Below are 14,953 nucleotides of genomic sequence, written 5' to 3'. Positions count from 1 at the left end.
TGGTTGGATTATTCCTTGACCGCACCGGCTGTCAGGCCTGCGACAAGGTATTTTTGCAGGAACAAAAAGATGATCATGACTGGCAGAACACCCACCAGAGCCGCGGCCATCATTTCGTTCCAAGTCACCGACTGATAGCCGATGAACTCATAAAGACCGGCAGGCAGCGGTTGCAGCTCGCGGGTCTGGTTGAAGGTGATTGCGAACAGGAATTGCTGCGCATACGCACCGATGAACACAGCCACGCCGACCACAATCAGGCCCGGAGTTGCCAACGGCAGTACCACACGGCGTAGGGTGTAAAGGCGCGAGGCACCGTCCACGAATGCCGCTTCCTCAAGTTCACGCGGGATCTTTTCAAGATACGAACGCAGAAGCCAGATACCGGTAGGGATCAGGAAGGCCACGCCCGGCACGATCATCGCCCAATAGGTGTTCAAAAGCCCCATGGTGCGCAGCACCCGATACAGCGGGATCAACAGCACCGCACCAGTGAACATGTTGACCCCCAGAAAGATACCCAGCGACAGGTTCTTGAACGGAAACTGCAACCGCGCATATGCATAGGCTGCGGGCACAACAAAGATCATCGTCAGCCCGGTCACCATGAACGAGATATAAATCGAGTTAAAAATATAGCGGCCCAGAAGCGGCACCGTCACCCACATCTGCTTGTAGGCATCAAAACTGAAATCATCCGACCAGAATTGATAGGGGCTGCGGAACAGGTGCTCGAGCGGACGCAGCGACGCCATGAACATCTCGAAGAACGGCAGAAGGATGAAGGTCAGGAAGACCGCGAGACAGGCATAGATGCCAACGATCTGAAGTTTTGTGTAACGGTCCATCATCTTACTTCGCTCCGTATTTCTTGTTCACCTTGTTCAGGAAGAACAGATAGGCGAGTGAAAACAGGCCAAGCAGCAGCACGATGATCACCGCGCGGGCGGAGCCTTCTCCGAATTTGTAGTTGCCGATGGCGGTCTTATAGGTGTCAACGATCAGGGTTGTTGTCGCACCGCGCGGGCCGCCTTCGGTCAGGATCCAGATGATCTCGAAACTGTTGAAGGTGAAAATGGCGGACAGAAGCGACATCGACACGATCACTGGCATGATCTGCGGAATGGTGATGCGGCGGAACCGATACCAGCGCCCTGCCCCGTCAACCCATGCAGCCTCGTACAGATCTCGACTGACCCCTTGCATCGCGGCCAGAAAAAACAGCGTGACCATCGGCACACCGACCCAGACATCGGTGGCAATGGCGGAATAAAAGGCCGATTGCTTCTGGGCAAGAAACTCGAACGGTACATCGGTGATGCCAAGGCGCATCATCATGCCCGACAGCACGCCGAAGTAACCGTTGTAAAGCCACAGCCACCCAATACAGCCAATCGCGATGGGAATGACCCAGGGGGGCATGACCAGAACACGAAACAACGCGCGGCCCGGCACTGCAGCGTTCAGAAGCGTTGCACCGATCAGACCCAGCACCAGCTTCAATGCGACCGAGAGAAACATCCAATAGAAGGTGCGCACGATGGTCTGATGAAATTTTCGGCTTTCGGCAAGGTCTTGGTAGTTCTCTAAACCGATGAATCTCTCGCCGCCCAACCCGGCTTCCATGAACGACAAACGAATGGTCTCGGCCAGCGGCCAGGCGACGATCACTGCGATGAAGATCATCGCTGGGCCAACAAGAAGCCACGCGAACAGGCTTTCGGAAATGGATTTGCGTGCCTCTTTACCGGTCGCGGAACCTTCTGCGTGCATCACGTCTGCCATTGATTTCCCCCAGTGGCACCCCAAGCGAATCGAGGCGTATACCAATTTCTACCATTGGAGGTCGATTTTGACTACCATTATAATACCACTACATATGGTCTTTTATATTTGTTCTTATTTTCAATGCTATAACCGCTTAGATGGTATCCTTGGCGAATAATCATCTTGCCAAATAGATCACTTTGGTATTATTTTTAGATACCAAACAAGATCGGATACAGGATGCAGGCGCGGACCGAATGGCTTTCACCAGACGCATGGTTTCAGCAGGGACGCGGGCCGCGCTATCTGCAACTTCATCGCCATATCCGGTCGGCGATCCAGTCGGGTGATCTGGCCCCCGACGATCAACTTCCGCCGGAACGCGATCTGGCCGATGCGGCCGATGTCAGCCGCGTCACAGTGCGTAAAGCGATTTCCAAACTGGTTGACGACGGGCTGATCGAACAGCGCCAGGGTGCCGGGTCGTTCGTGCGTGCTACCGCTCCCAAGCTGGAACAATCCCTGTCCTCGCTCGTGTCCTTTACCGAGAACATGCAGGCGCGTGGTATGACTTCGACCAGTAAAACGCTGTCGCTCGGCCTGTTTCGCCCCACCAGCGAGGAAATGATGTCGCTGGGTCTGTCCGCCATTGATCGGGTGGCCCGGATCGAACGCTTGCGCAGCGCCAGTGGAACACCCATGGCGCTGGAGCGATCATCTCTGCCCGGTGACATTCTGCCCCACCCTGAACAGATCGATGTGTCGCTTTATGCGCTTCTGCGCAAAACCGGACAGGCCCCGACCCGCGCGATCCAGCGGGTCACGGCCACCAACCTGACCACAGCAGACGCACAGATGTTCAACCTGCCCGAAGGAGCTGCGGTTCTAAAGATCGAGCGCACCGGATACCTGAGTACCGGCCGACCCATCGAATTTACAAGCGGTCTTTACCGCTCTGATATCTATGACTTTGTGTCTGAACTGAGATTGGACTGAAATGGACTATACCTGCCGCCTGAACGGCGCGAAAATGATATGCACAATCACCTCGGATTGGGACCTGACGGCGCCGGTCTTCTGCTTTTCAGGCATGGCCCCGATGACGGCCACCGCGGGCGGTGAACGGTTGCGCGGCATGGGCAGTTTCACCGAGGTGGCCCTGCCCGACCTGAAAGCTGGGCAACCGCACGAGGTGGTCGTGGAGTACACTCACGGGCATACAGCAGCAAACCGCGCGTGGATGCCGCAAGGACCATATCTGCGGACGCGAAATGATGTGATTGCCTTGCCATACGAACCCAAAGGCTGCACTCCGCACACTCTGCCGGACCTTGGCCCCTTTGATGGCCTGCCCCTGGTCCCGCAACCGGAGAAATGGACACCAAGCGGCGGCACGATTGACGTGACCGGCGTGCAATGCAGCGACGACGCGTTAAGCGCGGTTGCTGGTCTTGCGCAACGGCGGGGCTGGTCCTTCGACGGGTCGTTCCCTGTTGTAATCAAGACCGCTGACATGCAGGCTGATGCATATCGGCTGAAAATTACCTCCACCGGCGTTCAGATCACTGCGGGCGATTATGGGGGACGGTTTTATGCCGGCATCACCCTGCTTACCCTGATGCAAGCCGGGCCGTTGCCTTGCGGTGTGATCACTGATGCGCCCCGGTTCGGCTGGCGTGGACAACATCTGGACACAGCGCGCCACTATTACCAACCACAGACCATTCTGGACTTGCTGGACCTGATGGCGCTGTTGAAACTGAACCGTTTTCACTGGCACTTCACTGATGACGAGGCGTTCCGGCTGCAAATCGACAGCTACCCCGAACTTTGGCGCAAGACCGAGTTCTGCGGTGAAGGTCACCTGCTACCTGCACTGTTTACCGGAGCGATTGAGGCGGGCGGCAGCTATTCCAAAGACACCGCGCGCGCGATCATCGCCTACGCTGCGGCTCTGAACATTGAGGTGATGCCCGAAATCGAAGCCCCTGCCCACGCGCTTGCTGTGACGCAAGTATTTCCCGACACACGCGACCCGGCGGACAATGGGCCAGAGACCTCGGTTCAGGGGTATCAGGGTAATTGCGTGAACCCTGCCATGCCCAGGACGTGGGAGGTGCTGGAAACCATCGTCCGCGAGGTCGGCGACCTTTTCCCCTTCGGCCATTTGCATCTGGGCTGCGATGAACTGCCCAAGGACACATGGATGGGGTCGCCCAAAGCACGCGCGCTGATGGCAGAGGAAGGATTGGAGACAACGCAAGACCTGCAAGGCTGGACTATCGCCAAACTGGCAAGCACCGTTGCACAGAACGGTCAACGCCCCGCCGCGTGGGAAGAGGCTGCGCAAGGGACAAATGGCGGCATCGGTCACAACGCCATTCTGTTTAGTTGGACCGGACAAGGGCCGGGTCTGGACGCGGCGCGCGCGGGCTATGACGTGGTGATGTCGCCAGCGCAGCATGTTTATCTGGATATGGCGCACACGAACGACCAGGACGATTGGGGGGCAAGCTGGGCGGCCTTCATATCGCTGGCCGACACGATCAATTGGAACCCCGTGCCAGACCCAGCACTGGAGGATCGGATCATCGGCGTACAGGGCACCTTTTGGTCTGAATTCACCACAAAGGACGAACAAATCTGGCCAATGTTAATGCCCCGAATGCTGGGCGTAGCTGTGAAAGCGTGGCAAACAAAGGACATGAGCGCAGAAGATTTGACGCGCCTTGCGGTCAGCTATCAAACGATTTGGCCGATTAAGCCGACGACGGAAGACCTTACCCATCGATCCTGAGATGTGTTTCTGCGTCAAACAGATGTGCCTGCCCGGTTTGCACTGACAGGCGCAACACCTGACCCCGATCCTGAGTGTGATGCACACCCGGTAGGCTGGCCGTAAATTCGGTGCCCGTGCCCGCCAGCCGACCATGCAGCAGCGTATTGGCGCCCAACGGTTCTGACAATTGCACCGATAGAGCCAAGGGTCCGTTGTCGTCAGGCTCCACATGTTCAGGACGAATGCCCAGTTTGACCGGCCCGTCGTGATGCGCGGTTGGGGCTATGTCGGCCTCGTCGATTCGCACCACACGGCCCCGAACCTCTGCATCCAGAATGTTCATCGCAGGGCTGCCGATGAACTGCGCGGCGAAAAGTGTCCGAGGCGTTTCATAGACCTCAAGCGGCGTGCCAATCTGTTCAGCAACGCCGCCGTTCATGACGATCATGCGGTCGGCCATGGTCATCGCTTCGACCTGATCGTGGGTGACGTAAAGCGCGGTGATGCCGAGCTTTGACTGCAGCTCCTTGATCTCAAGCCGCATCTGAACGCGCAGCTTGGCGTCGAGGTTCGACAGCGGTTCATCAAACAGGAACACAGCCGGTTCGCGCACGATGGCGCGACCCATGGCGACGCGTTGGCGCTGACCGCCGGACAATTGCTTGGGGCGGCGGTCCAGTAATGCCTCAAGCTGCAAAAGTTCAGCGGCCTCGCGCACTTTGCGGGCAATCTCGTCCTTCGGCAGACCTGCGATCTTCAGCCCGTAGCCCATGTTCTGCGCCATCGACATATGCGGATAAAGCGCGTAGTTCTGGAACACCATGGCGATGTCGCGGTCCATCGGCTCTTTCTCGTTGGCACGTTCACCGCCGATCAGCACCTCACCCGAGGTGACGGTTTCCAGCCCCGCTACCATACGCAACAGTGTGGACTTGCCACAGCCCGACGGGCCGACGATCACGATAAACTCGCCATCCTCGATCTCGGCGCTGATGCCGTGGATCACATCCACGGGGCCAAAGCTTTTCTTGATATCTTTCAGCGTGACAGTCGCCATGGATTATTTCTCGCTATCTACTAGGCCGCGGATGAACAGTTTCTGCATCGACACGACAACGATCACCGGCGGGATCATCGCAAGGATCGAGGTCGCCATGATCACCGGCCAATCAGCCACGTCATCGCCCGACGGGAACATCTGCTTGATGCCCATGACGATGGTGTTCATTTCCGGGTCCGTGGTGATCAGAAGCGGCCAGAGGTATTGGTTCCAGCCATAAATGAACAGGATTACGAACAGCGCCGCGACATTCGTGCGGCTCATCGGCACGACGATGTCCCAGAAAAACCGCATCGGGCGGGCACCGTCGACGCGCGCGGCCTCGGCCAGTTCATCGGGAATGGTCAGGAAAAACTGGCGAAACAGGAAGGTCGCGGTGGCCGATGCGATCAGTGGGAAGATCAGGCCGGAATAGCTGTTGAGCATCCCGAAGCCAGCGACGACCTCGTAAGTCGGCACGATCCGCACCTCGACCGGCAGCATCAGGGTCAGGAAGATCATCCAGAAAAAGAACGTCCGCCCCGGAAAGCGGAAATAGACGATGGCGAAGGCTGACAGCAGCGAGATGATGATCTTGCCCACCGCGATGCCAATCGCCATCACCAGCGAGTTGAACAACATCGTCGCGACCGGCACGTTCACGCCGGAAAACAGCGCCGCCTTGTAGTTTTCAAAGAACTGGTCACCGGGCCAAAGCGGCATCGGCGGGCGCACGATTTCCGGCTGCGTGACGGTCGAGGCCACAAACGCCAGCCAGATCGGGAAGAAGATGATCAACACGCCCAGGATCATCAAGACATGGGTCAGCCACAGCCCTGCCCCGCGTTTTTCGACCATGCCATGTACTTCGCGGGCCATCAGTAATGCACCCTTTTTTCGACAAACTTGAACTGAAGCACAGTCAACAGCCCAACCACGATCAAAAGGATCACTGACTGCGCTGAACTTGATCCAAGATCCTGCCCGACAAACCCGTCAGAAAACACTTTATAAACCAAGATCGTCGTCGATTGCTGCGGCCCGCCCGAGGTGATGGTGTGGATTACGCCGAAGGTCTCAAAAAAGGAATAGACCACGTTGACCACCAGCAGGAAGAAGGTGGTGGGCGACAGAAGCGGCAGGACGATGGTGAAAAAGCGCCGCCAGAAACGGGCGCCATCAATCGCCGCAGCCTCGATCACCGAACGCGGCACCGCTTGCAAGGCGGCAAAGAAAAACAGGAAGTTATAGCTGATCCGCCCCCAAGCCGAGGCAACAACGACCAGCCCCATCGCCTCGTTGCCGTTCAGAACGTGGTTCCAATCATAGCCCAGCTGGCCCAGATACCACGACACCACGCCGACGCGGGTGTTGAACATGAACAGCCACAGCACCCCGGCCACAGCAGGCGCGACCGCATAGGGCCAGATCAGCAGCGTGCGGTAGACTCCCGCCCCCTTGATCAGACGGTCCGCCATCACAGCCAGAAACAGCGCTGGAATCATCGAGACAAGCGTCACGAGGATCGAGAATACTCCCGTCGTCACGAAGGATGCGCGATAGAACTTGTCCGACAGCAGGTATTCGAAATTGCCCAAGCCCACATACTGCATCGACAGTCCGAACGGGTCGGGAATGAACAGCGACTGCCAGATCGCCTGCCCCGCCGGATAAAAGAAAAACACAGCCGAGATGATGACTTGCGGCGCAATCAGGCACAGCGGCAATAACCAGCCGCGAAAGGTGACGCGTTTTTCCATGTGAGCCCTCGGAATGGAAACGGCGGGCCGAAATGGCCCGCCGTCTTGATGCGTGACTTACTTGTTGGCTTGCTCGAACCGGCGCAGAAGCGCGTCGCCGCGTTCCTTGGCGCTGTCCATCGCCTCTTGCGCGGTTTTGTCACCGGCCCAGATGCCTTCCAGCTCTTCGTCGATGATGCCACGAATTTGGTCAAACGACCCAAGACGAATGCCCTTGGAATTGGCGGTCGGCTCTTTGGCCGTCATCTGGATCACAGCCACATCGGTGCCGGGGTTTTCGTCATAGAACCCAGCTTCTTTCGTGGCTTCACCCGCGGCGACCGTGATTGGCAGATAGCCGGTGTCCTGGTGCCATTTCGCTTGAACCGGGGTCGAGGACAGGAAGGACAGGAATTCACCCACGCCCTTGTATTCCTCGGCCTCGTGGCCCTGCATAACCCATAGGGACGCGCCACCGATGATGGTGTTTTGCGGCGCATTGCCGACGCCTTCCCAGTAGGGCAGCGGACGCACGTCAAAGGCAAACTCAGCCTCGGCTTTGATGCCCGCGTAGCCTGCTGAACTTTCAGTAAACAACGCACATTCGCCAGCGCGGAAGTTGGCACCGCCTTCGTTGCGGCGTCCGGTATAGATGAACTCTCCATCCTTGGCCCATTCGCCCATCTTGGCCAAATGCGCCACCTGTGCTTCGCCGTTCAACGCAAGCTCGGTGTCCAGACCGGCAAAGCCGTTGTCTTGGGTGGCAAACGGCACGTCGTGATAGGCTGACAGGTTTTCCAGATGAATCCAGCTTTGCCACGCAGTGACAAGCGGGCAGTCTTCGCCGCCAGCCTTCAACTGCTCAAGCACCGCATCGACGTTCTGCCATGTCGACAGGTCAGTGTCGGGATCGACACCTGCCGCTTCCATCGCGTCGCGGTTTACCCACAAAACGGGCGTGGACGAGTTGAAGGGCAAGGACAGCATCTGGCCATCGGTGGTGGTGTAATAGCCTTTGACAGCGCCGATGTAGGCGTCGGGGTCAAACTCGGCACCGCTTTCGGCCATCACCTCATAGACAGGTTTGATCGCGCCGCCAGCGGCCATCATGGTCGCGGTGCCCACTTCGAACACCATCAGGACATGGGGCTGTTCGCCTGCGCGGAAGGCTGCGATCCCAGCGTTCAGCGTCTCGGAATAGTTGCCCTTGTGGCTGGCGACGACGGTGTAGTCGCTTTGGCTTGCGTTAAATTCCTCGACCTGTGCGGCCACAAGCTCGCCCAGACGGCCGGTAAAGGCGTGCCAGAATTGAATTTCGGTCTGCGCATATGCCCCAATTGGGGACATCGCAGTGGTTGCGGCAGCAATTGCGCCAAACACAAGCTTTTTCACATCATCCTCCTTGCACCACAAACGGTGCGTTTCCCAGGTGTGCCACGCGGGCAGACCGGCACGGTTTTTCCCGCCTGACCCACGTGTCTGGCAAAAGGGTTACATCCCGCATGGCATAATGCAAGAATATTTAGTGTAACAGTTTTATAACATACCATTATACTGTAACGGTGCCCTTGTCTGGAAAGGAAGATCACGTGTCACATCCGCTGCGGCTGCGCCAGCTAGAGGCCCTTATGGCCGTCACACATCACGGGTCTATGACTCGTGGCGCTCAAGAATTGGGCATCAGCCAACCAGCGGTGAGTCGCCTTCTGTCCGATCTGCGCGAAGTATTGGGGTTTGACTTGTTCAATCGTCGCGACGGACGCCTGGTGCCGACGCAGGAAGTTCGTTTCCTGCTGCCCGACATTCGGCGGGTGTTGGAAACGATGCACCAGATATCCGAGGCCAGCCAGAACATAACCGACAAGAAGGCCGGGCATCTGCGCATTGCTTGCCTGCCCGGGTTTGCAACCAGCCACTTGCCCGGAATTGTGGCTGCATTTCTGCGCGACCGTCCCGGCGTCAGCGTCACTTTAGAACCTGATCGTCCCGAACGTATATTGGAATGGATGGTGGGCGAACAATATGATTTCGGCATTACCGATGGGTTCGAAGGTCATCCCGCTGTGGAAAGCGAGCATATTGACATCTGCACCGTGTGCGTATTTCCCGAAGGGCATCGGCTGGCCTCTCTCAAGACCATTGGTGCACAAGATCTGGCCAATGAAAATCTGATCCACACGCGTCGCGACAGCGCGTTTTTTCGTGATCTGAACGAAGCCTTTCAGAAAGCCAATACCACCATCAATTCACTGGTGGAATCGCGCCAGTTCACCGCAGCGTGCGAGATGGTGTGCCAAGGGATAGGTGTCTCGGTTGTCAGCGCGGTGGATGCGGCAAAATATGTTGGTCAGGGCCTTGACCATCGCCCCTTCACGCCATCCATACCGCATCGATTATCGCTGGTCCGTCCAACGCTGAAGCAGCCTTCGATGATCTCGCTGGAGTTTATGGAAGTCTTCTCGGCAAGTCTCACACCCTACAAATTGCGCTGAACTGATTGCGTCAGGACTTCGCATTGTCTGGGTAGTGCCATCAAGCATCGCCAATCTGCTCTTTCAGCCAACGGGCGCGCGCTTGTTGCTCTCGCACCATATCGAGCTTCGAAGCCAGTCGTTCTTTCTTCGATGGCTTCTTCGTCTCGTCAAACTCTTCCTTAAGCAATCGGGCTTTCTTTTCGAGCTTCGATAAGATCTTGTCGACATGGGAAGGCTTGATCTTCTGCGCCTTCCCTTTTTCAAGCCGACTGTAATATTTGTCCAGTTTCTCAACGGCGCTTTCAAGTCCCATAGTGCCCCCCCGGGTTGCGACAGCATACAGCAAGGCCCAAACGTATTGGGCGTGTGACTGCCTTGCCTGATTATTGCGCTATATCCTTATGTTTGTCTTTGATCGCGTCCCGAACGATGGCCATCAACTCGTCATCGTCCAGCGCAAGGATGTGTTCGACTTCAGCCATCGCATCTTCGCGTTCGATGTAATAGGCCCGCGCAGCCCCCAGCAAATCGCGCATTGCAGAGTAGGCATAACTGGAATCATTCAGAAATGACGTCGCCACTGAAGCATTCAGCTCACGCTGACGGATCAGGGCCTCAATCCTCGTATTTGCCTCGCGCTCGTCGGTTTCCACCTGCATCCTCTCCTGATCCAGCCAAAGGCTTGAGCGTTCATCGGGATCCGCTAGATCAAGCTGGCGAATTTCGACAAGAATGCGAGCAATTTCGGTGCGAAGCTGATCATAGAGATCGGTCGCTGCCCCGTGCCGGCGTACCGTGTAACGATTGACGTTTCGACGCAAATGCTTGACGGCCTTTACCGCCCGCACAATTCGCCCGGCCACGTCGCGCAGCGAATAGATGTCATCCATCACATCCGCTGGCATATCCTTCGATCCGATGCGGGTGGCAAATTCGACAATCGCGGAATAGAGCGTCTTGATCCGGGCTTCATACCGCTCGTCGATGTCAAGCTCGACTGATTTGCGATTGGACCGCACGGTGGCAGCGATATCCTTTGACGCGAACACTTCGTCCCGGTGCAGGTTCAACCCGTGCAAGATCAGTTCGACCGCGTTGTCATAAAGGTGCTTCACCTCGCGCCGCATCGCTGTTTCGACGGTTTTCGGAAATTCGTCCACTGCTTCTGAAAGGTATTTCGGCTGGCTCAGATCCTCGTCAGGCGGTGTGACTGCCCGTTCCAGAAATTCAATCAGGCGGTTCAGAAGCGGCAGCATCAGGACAACACCCAGTGTGTTGAAGATGGTGTGAAACACCGCCAGTTTCAGTGCGAAATCCGTGTCAGGGATGCCGACACCGGCCGAAATGTAATCGACGCTTTGACGGATTGGCCTTATAAACAGCAGTGCAACTCCGGCTGTCACCACATTGAAGATCAGATGTGCCAACGCAAGCCGTTTGCCCTGATAATTCGCCGTGAATGATCCGATGATCGCTGTAATGGTGGTGCCGATATTGGCCCCAATCGCCAGCGCCAGTGCGTTCTCATAAGAAATCTGTCCCGCTGCCAACGCGGTGATAATCAAGGTCATGGTGGCATGACTGGACTGCATGACCACAGTCGCTGCCGCCCCGACCAGCGTGTAAACCAACAACCCCAGCAGCCCAGTCATCGCGAACCGGGTCAGGTCAAACTGGTCCTTAAAGGACTCGAACCCCTCTTTCATGTGGTGAATGCCCAGAAACAGGAATCCCAGACCGGCCAAAACCATCCCGGCCCCACGCAGATATTTGTTTTTCTGGAACACCAGCACAATGGCGACGGCCAGCATGGGAAGTGCGTAAGAAGCAATGTTGACCTTTAACCCGAAGCCCGCCACCAGCCACGCCCCCGTGGTGGTGCCGATGTTGGCACCAAAGATGATGCCCACGCCCGCAATCAGCGAGATCAGACCGGCGGACAGAAACGAGATTGTGATCACCGACACCAGTGAGCTGGACTGCATTATTGTCGTCGTCAGAATGCCAAATCCCATGGATTTGGTGACCGATCCAGTTGCCTTTTCCAGCACGGTTTCCAGAAAGCCGCCGCTGAACAGCTTGAAGCCATCCTCAAGCATCAGCATGCCGAACAGGAAAATCGCCACGCCCGCCGCGATTTCCTGAAAATCACTGCTACGCCAGAAACCGAAGCCAAGCACCAAAAGGATAATCGGCAGAAGGGATTTTTTCATCATTGGGCGCGACTACTCCTAGGGCAGCATCATGCCGCGCGGCACGAAAAAGAACATCACTGCCAAAACGGCAGAAACCGGCACCGTACTGATCCAAGCCGATACAATCATCAGAAGTGATGTGCGGCGCATCGACTGGCGCTTCAATACCTTTTGAAGCATCTTATGTTCGGCGGCGTCAATTACCGCATCTGACCCCCATCTTCTTCAGCTTATCCAGAGTTCGTCGCTTGCCCTCGGGCGGAGTATTCTGAAAGGACGTCAGCGCTTATTCGACAGTGGCGAAATCCTGTTCGTTCCGGTGCTGCATCAATACGCCTTCGACGACCTTGCTCGTCCGTGCTTCCAGAAACTCGCACATCAAACCCACCCTGCATGCGGGTTAACGCATCCACCACACCGGCCAGAGGACCGACAGCATTGGCCTAGTGTGCAAGATTCACAAGCACCACAGATATGATCATGACTAGGTGAACAGCTTGTTTTCTCCCTCTCGACTATTATCCGGCGTGAGCGCTGTTTCATTGTTCATTTGCCGTATCACCATGATGGCCCCGCCGGCTCCACCGAGCGCAGCAACCACCACTGCGCCCGTCGGGCTTAGCGCGAAAGGCCCAACTGCGGGTCCGACAATGTTGACTACGTCATGAACTCCGATGTTCATCGTCATAAAGGCACCAATCACCACAGCAGCGATCAACAGGCAAAGCTGATCCACACACGCGAACCGCGCCTCGGGATAGATCATCACACTGACGATAAAATGATTGCTGTTCCCAGCCGACCGACCTCGGACCGGCTGTTAACTGCCGCGTTTTCAATCTTCAGATAGTCTTTTACATTCATGGGACCCCCATCCGACAAACACACGTCCACCGCCGCTGAAAACCCGAGCGCTGCGGAAAGCAATATATCGCTTCGATAATGTACGCTCTGATCTGCGCCAATCTGAGGTGGATCATTGACGGTTTCTTGTTGCGCCGGCTGTTCTCAAACTGTGACGCTCTCTGCACCCGACGCCCCTTTCCGCCCCAACATTTCCGCAAGCAGGCATTGCACCTTCAGAAGATTTATCGTTCCCTATGAGCCAATTGAGGGGGGCGCATTGGACCGACTGAGATCAGCCACCATGAAAACGCTGGCCGTCGCGCTGATCGTCATGATGTGCGCGATCGTGGTGCAGGTGGCGTGCAGTGCCTTTGACATCAATCCGATCAAAAGTTTCACAACCGCCCTGCCATTGTTCGGCAAAGCCGTCACACTGAACTCTCTTCTTGATGTCCAATGGCATCTTTTGGTCGTCACCGGGCTGATCCCGGCAGGGCTGGTTTGGCTGGCGAACAAACATGTACGTGTAGATTTCCTGTATCAAAACCGAAGCGACCGGACGCGCGCGCGCATTGATCTGGCGGGTAACCTGCTTTTCGCTGTACCTTTCTTCGCATTGGGGCTTCCGGCAGCATGGTCGTTCATGATGCGTGCATGGGCATCAGATGAAGGCGGGCGCAATGGCGGGTTGAATGACCTTTGGTTAATCAAAGCAGTGTTGCCGCTGGGCTTAGGGTTACTGGCCATCGCGATCCTGATCGAAACTTTCCGCCTGATCCGGGCTAGCCGATGAGCGACAGTTTACTGCCCCTCGCGATGGCGGGTCTGACCTTGACCGCGATCTTCACCGGTTACCGCGTCGGCATGGTGCTGGCAGGGTCTGCAGCGTTGTTTATCCTGATTTCCGACCTGCCGATTGCCTATTTCAACCTGCTGATCAGCCGGATTTACGCCAATGTCCTGTCAAATTGGCTGCTGGTCGCGGTGCCGATGTTCATCTTCATGGGCTTGATCCTTGAGATTTCAGGCGCAGCCGAGCGATCGCTGAAAGCGGCCCAGCAAGCCTTGGGCGGCAGCGCGGCGGGGATGGGGTTTTCAGTCCTCGTGATCGGTGTCTTGCTGGCCGCCTCGTCCGGCATCGTCGGCGCGTCGGTTGTGCTGCTGGCCCTGCTTGCCCTGCCCCGATTGGAAGAAGTCGGCTATGACAAGTCCACCTCGGCGGGGCTGATCGCGGCCTCTGGCACGCTGGCGATCTTGATCCCACCCTCGGTCATGCTGATCGTGTTGGGCGATCAGTTGCAGACCCCGGTGCCGGATATGTTCGCGGGGGCCATCGGACCCGGGCTTTTGCTGGTGCTGGCCTATGGGGCTTACATCATCTGGCGCGCGCGGGGCTTGCCTGCGCAACCTCGTCACGAAAGCATCTCATTGCCGCGTCTGATCTTTGATCTTGCACCGTTGCTGGCGCTGGTGATTTCGGTGCTTGGGTCGATCGTCGTGGGGTTGGCCACACCGACCGAAGCCAGCGGCTTGGGCGCGTTCGGCGCGGTCCTGATCACCCTGCTATATCGCAAGTTCAGCTTTGCCATGCTGATGGAGGCCGCCACCCGCACTGTCACAACAACGTCGATGGTTTTGTTCGTGATGATCGGAGCCACCTGCTTTTCCGCCGTCTTCAAGGGCGTAGGCGGCGATGATCTGGTCGAGGCAGGTATCACCGCCTTCGGAACCGGTCCCTATACGGTTCTGGCCGTGGTGATGGGTGCGATTTTCCTTCTGGGCTTCGTGCTGGACTGGCTCGAAATTACCCTTATCCTCATGCCCATCTTCGCGCCCATCGTGTCGGGGCTGGATTTTGGCAATGGGCTGACGGGCGACACACTTCTGATCTGGTTCGGCATTCTGGTGGCCGTAAACCTGCAAACCTCGTTCTTGACGCCGCCCTTTGGCTTTTCGCTGTTCTATCTGCGTGGTGCGGCAGGCAATGTGTTGACGACACCGCAAATCTATCGCGGCGTTTTGCCCTTCATCGCGCTTCAGGTGCTGGTGCTGGTGCTTTTGATCCTGTTTCCCGGTTTGATCACCGGGCTTACGTCATTTTAATGGGAGGACCC

Annotated in this window: 15 protein-coding genes; 6 read left to right on the top strand and 9 right to left on the bottom strand. The window is 56.9% G+C overall.

Going from position 1 to position 14,953, the window contains the following annotated elements; genetic code table 11:
• Positions 1 to 8: 8 nt before the first annotated feature.
• Both MWU51_RS05355 and MWU51_RS05350 read right to left on the bottom strand, forming a co-directional pair.
• On the bottom strand, positions 9 to 851 hold the full coding sequence (locus tag MWU51_RS05355; RefSeq protein ID WP_247035385.1) for a carbohydrate ABC transporter permease: 843 nt from the start codon (positions 849 to 851) through the stop codon (positions 9 to 11).
• 1 nt (position 852) lies between these two features.
• Positions 853 to 1,785 carry a sugar ABC transporter permease gene (locus MWU51_RS05350; protein ID WP_247035383.1) on the bottom strand — a complete coding sequence of 311 codons (933 nt, stop codon included), beginning with the start codon at positions 1,783 to 1,785 and terminating at the stop codon, positions 853 to 855.
• A gap of 222 nt (positions 1,786 to 2,007) precedes the next feature.
• Here MWU51_RS05350 and MWU51_RS05345 point away from each other — a divergent pair, with 222 nt between their 5' ends.
• Together MWU51_RS05345 and MWU51_RS05340 are read left to right on the top strand one after the other, a co-directional pair.
• A complete protein-coding gene (locus MWU51_RS05345; RefSeq protein WP_247035382.1) occupies positions 2,008 to 2,763 on the top strand; it encodes a GntR family transcriptional regulator in 756 nt (251 codons plus the stop codon).
• Positions 2,764 to 2,797: 34 nt separating this feature from the next.
• Positions 2,798 to 4,564: a family 20 glycosylhydrolase gene (locus tag MWU51_RS05340; protein WP_247035381.1), complete on the top strand. Its 1,767-nt coding sequence runs from the start codon at positions 2,798 to 2,800 to the stop codon at positions 4,562 to 4,564.
• Here the strand turns inward: MWU51_RS05340 and ugpC are convergent.
• The 4 genes from ugpC to ugpB are packed head-to-tail and all read right to left on the bottom strand — an operon-like array spanning position 4,548 to position 8,716.
• The gene (gene ugpC, locus MWU51_RS05335) at positions 4,548 to 5,603 is read right to left on the bottom strand and encodes a sn-glycerol-3-phosphate ABC transporter ATP-binding protein UgpC (protein WP_247035380.1); all 1,056 of its coding nucleotides are present in this window, start codon (positions 5,601 to 5,603) and stop codon (positions 4,548 to 4,550) included. The two genes, MWU51_RS05340 and ugpC, sit on opposite strands and share 17 nt — an antisense overlap.
• Before the next feature lie 3 nt (positions 5,604 to 5,606).
• Positions 5,607 to 6,443: a sn-glycerol-3-phosphate ABC transporter permease UgpE gene (gene ugpE, locus MWU51_RS05330; protein WP_247038721.1), complete on the bottom strand. Its 837-nt coding sequence runs from the start codon at positions 6,441 to 6,443 to the stop codon at positions 5,607 to 5,609.
• A gap of 20 nt (positions 6,444 to 6,463) precedes the next feature.
• The gene (gene ugpA, locus MWU51_RS05325; RefSeq protein ID WP_247035379.1) at positions 6,464 to 7,345 is read right to left on the bottom strand and encodes a sn-glycerol-3-phosphate ABC transporter permease UgpA; all 882 of its coding nucleotides are present in this window, start codon (positions 7,343 to 7,345) and stop codon (positions 6,464 to 6,466) included.
• 57 nt (positions 7,346 to 7,402) lie between these two features.
• Positions 7,403 to 8,716, bottom strand: a complete 1,314-nt coding sequence (gene ugpB / locus MWU51_RS05320) for a sn-glycerol-3-phosphate ABC transporter substrate-binding protein UgpB (RefSeq protein WP_247035377.1) — start codon at positions 8,714 to 8,716, stop codon at positions 7,403 to 7,405.
• A gap of 197 nt (positions 8,717 to 8,913) precedes the next feature.
• Between ugpB and MWU51_RS05315 the strand changes: the two genes are divergently transcribed.
• Positions 8,914 to 9,816 carry a LysR substrate-binding domain-containing protein gene (locus MWU51_RS05315; RefSeq protein WP_247035376.1) on the top strand — a complete coding sequence of 301 codons (903 nt, stop codon included), beginning with the start codon at positions 8,914 to 8,916 and terminating at the stop codon, positions 9,814 to 9,816.
• A gap of 40 nt (positions 9,817 to 9,856) precedes the next feature.
• Here the strand turns inward: MWU51_RS05315 and MWU51_RS05310 are convergent, their stop codons facing one another.
• Together MWU51_RS05310 and MWU51_RS05305 are read right to left on the bottom strand one after the other, a co-directional pair.
• On the bottom strand, positions 9,857 to 10,111 hold the full coding sequence (locus MWU51_RS05310) for a hypothetical protein (protein WP_247035369.1): 255 nt from the start codon (positions 10,109 to 10,111) through the stop codon (positions 9,857 to 9,859).
• A 70-nt stretch (positions 10,112 to 10,181) separates the two neighbouring features.
• A complete protein-coding gene (locus MWU51_RS05305) occupies positions 10,182 to 12,011 on the bottom strand; it encodes a Na/Pi symporter (RefSeq protein ID WP_247035368.1) in 1,830 nt (609 codons plus the stop codon).
• Positions 12,012 to 12,042: 31 nt separating this feature from the next.
• On the opposite strand from MWU51_RS05305, the gene MWU51_RS17045 reads away from it, so the two are divergent.
• Positions 12,043 to 12,168: a hypothetical protein gene (locus tag MWU51_RS17045; RefSeq protein WP_281502639.1), complete on the top strand. Its 126-nt coding sequence runs from the start codon at positions 12,043 to 12,045 to the stop codon at positions 12,166 to 12,168.
• A 309-nt stretch (positions 12,169 to 12,477) separates the two neighbouring features.
• Here MWU51_RS17045 and MWU51_RS05300 read toward each other — a convergent pair whose 3' ends face one another.
• Positions 12,478 to 12,759 (bottom strand): hypothetical protein, encoded by a 282-nt coding sequence (locus MWU51_RS05300; RefSeq protein ID WP_247035367.1) that lies wholly within the window; start codon positions 12,757 to 12,759, stop codon positions 12,478 to 12,480.
• Between the two features lie 357 nt (positions 12,760 to 13,116).
• Here MWU51_RS05300 and MWU51_RS05295 point away from each other — a divergent pair, with 357 nt between their 5' ends.
• Together MWU51_RS05295 and MWU51_RS05290 are read left to right on the top strand one after the other, a co-directional pair.
• Positions 13,117 to 13,632: a TRAP transporter small permease subunit gene (locus MWU51_RS05295; protein ID WP_247035366.1), complete on the top strand. Its 516-nt coding sequence runs from the start codon at positions 13,117 to 13,119 to the stop codon at positions 13,630 to 13,632.
• The gene (locus MWU51_RS05290) at positions 13,629 to 14,942 is read left to right on the top strand and encodes a TRAP transporter large permease subunit (RefSeq protein WP_247035365.1); all 1,314 of its coding nucleotides are present in this window, start codon (positions 13,629 to 13,631) and stop codon (positions 14,940 to 14,942) included. Before MWU51_RS05295 ends, MWU51_RS05290 begins: the two co-directional genes overlap by 4 nt.
• Positions 14,943 to 14,953: the final 11 nt, after the last annotated feature.

The sequence above is a fragment of the Aliiroseovarius sp. F47248L genome (genome assembly GCF_023016085.1).
Lineage (GTDB): Bacteria > Pseudomonadota > Alphaproteobacteria > Rhodobacterales > Rhodobacteraceae > Aliiroseovarius.
This window is presented reverse-complemented; position numbering and strand designations above follow the sequence as displayed.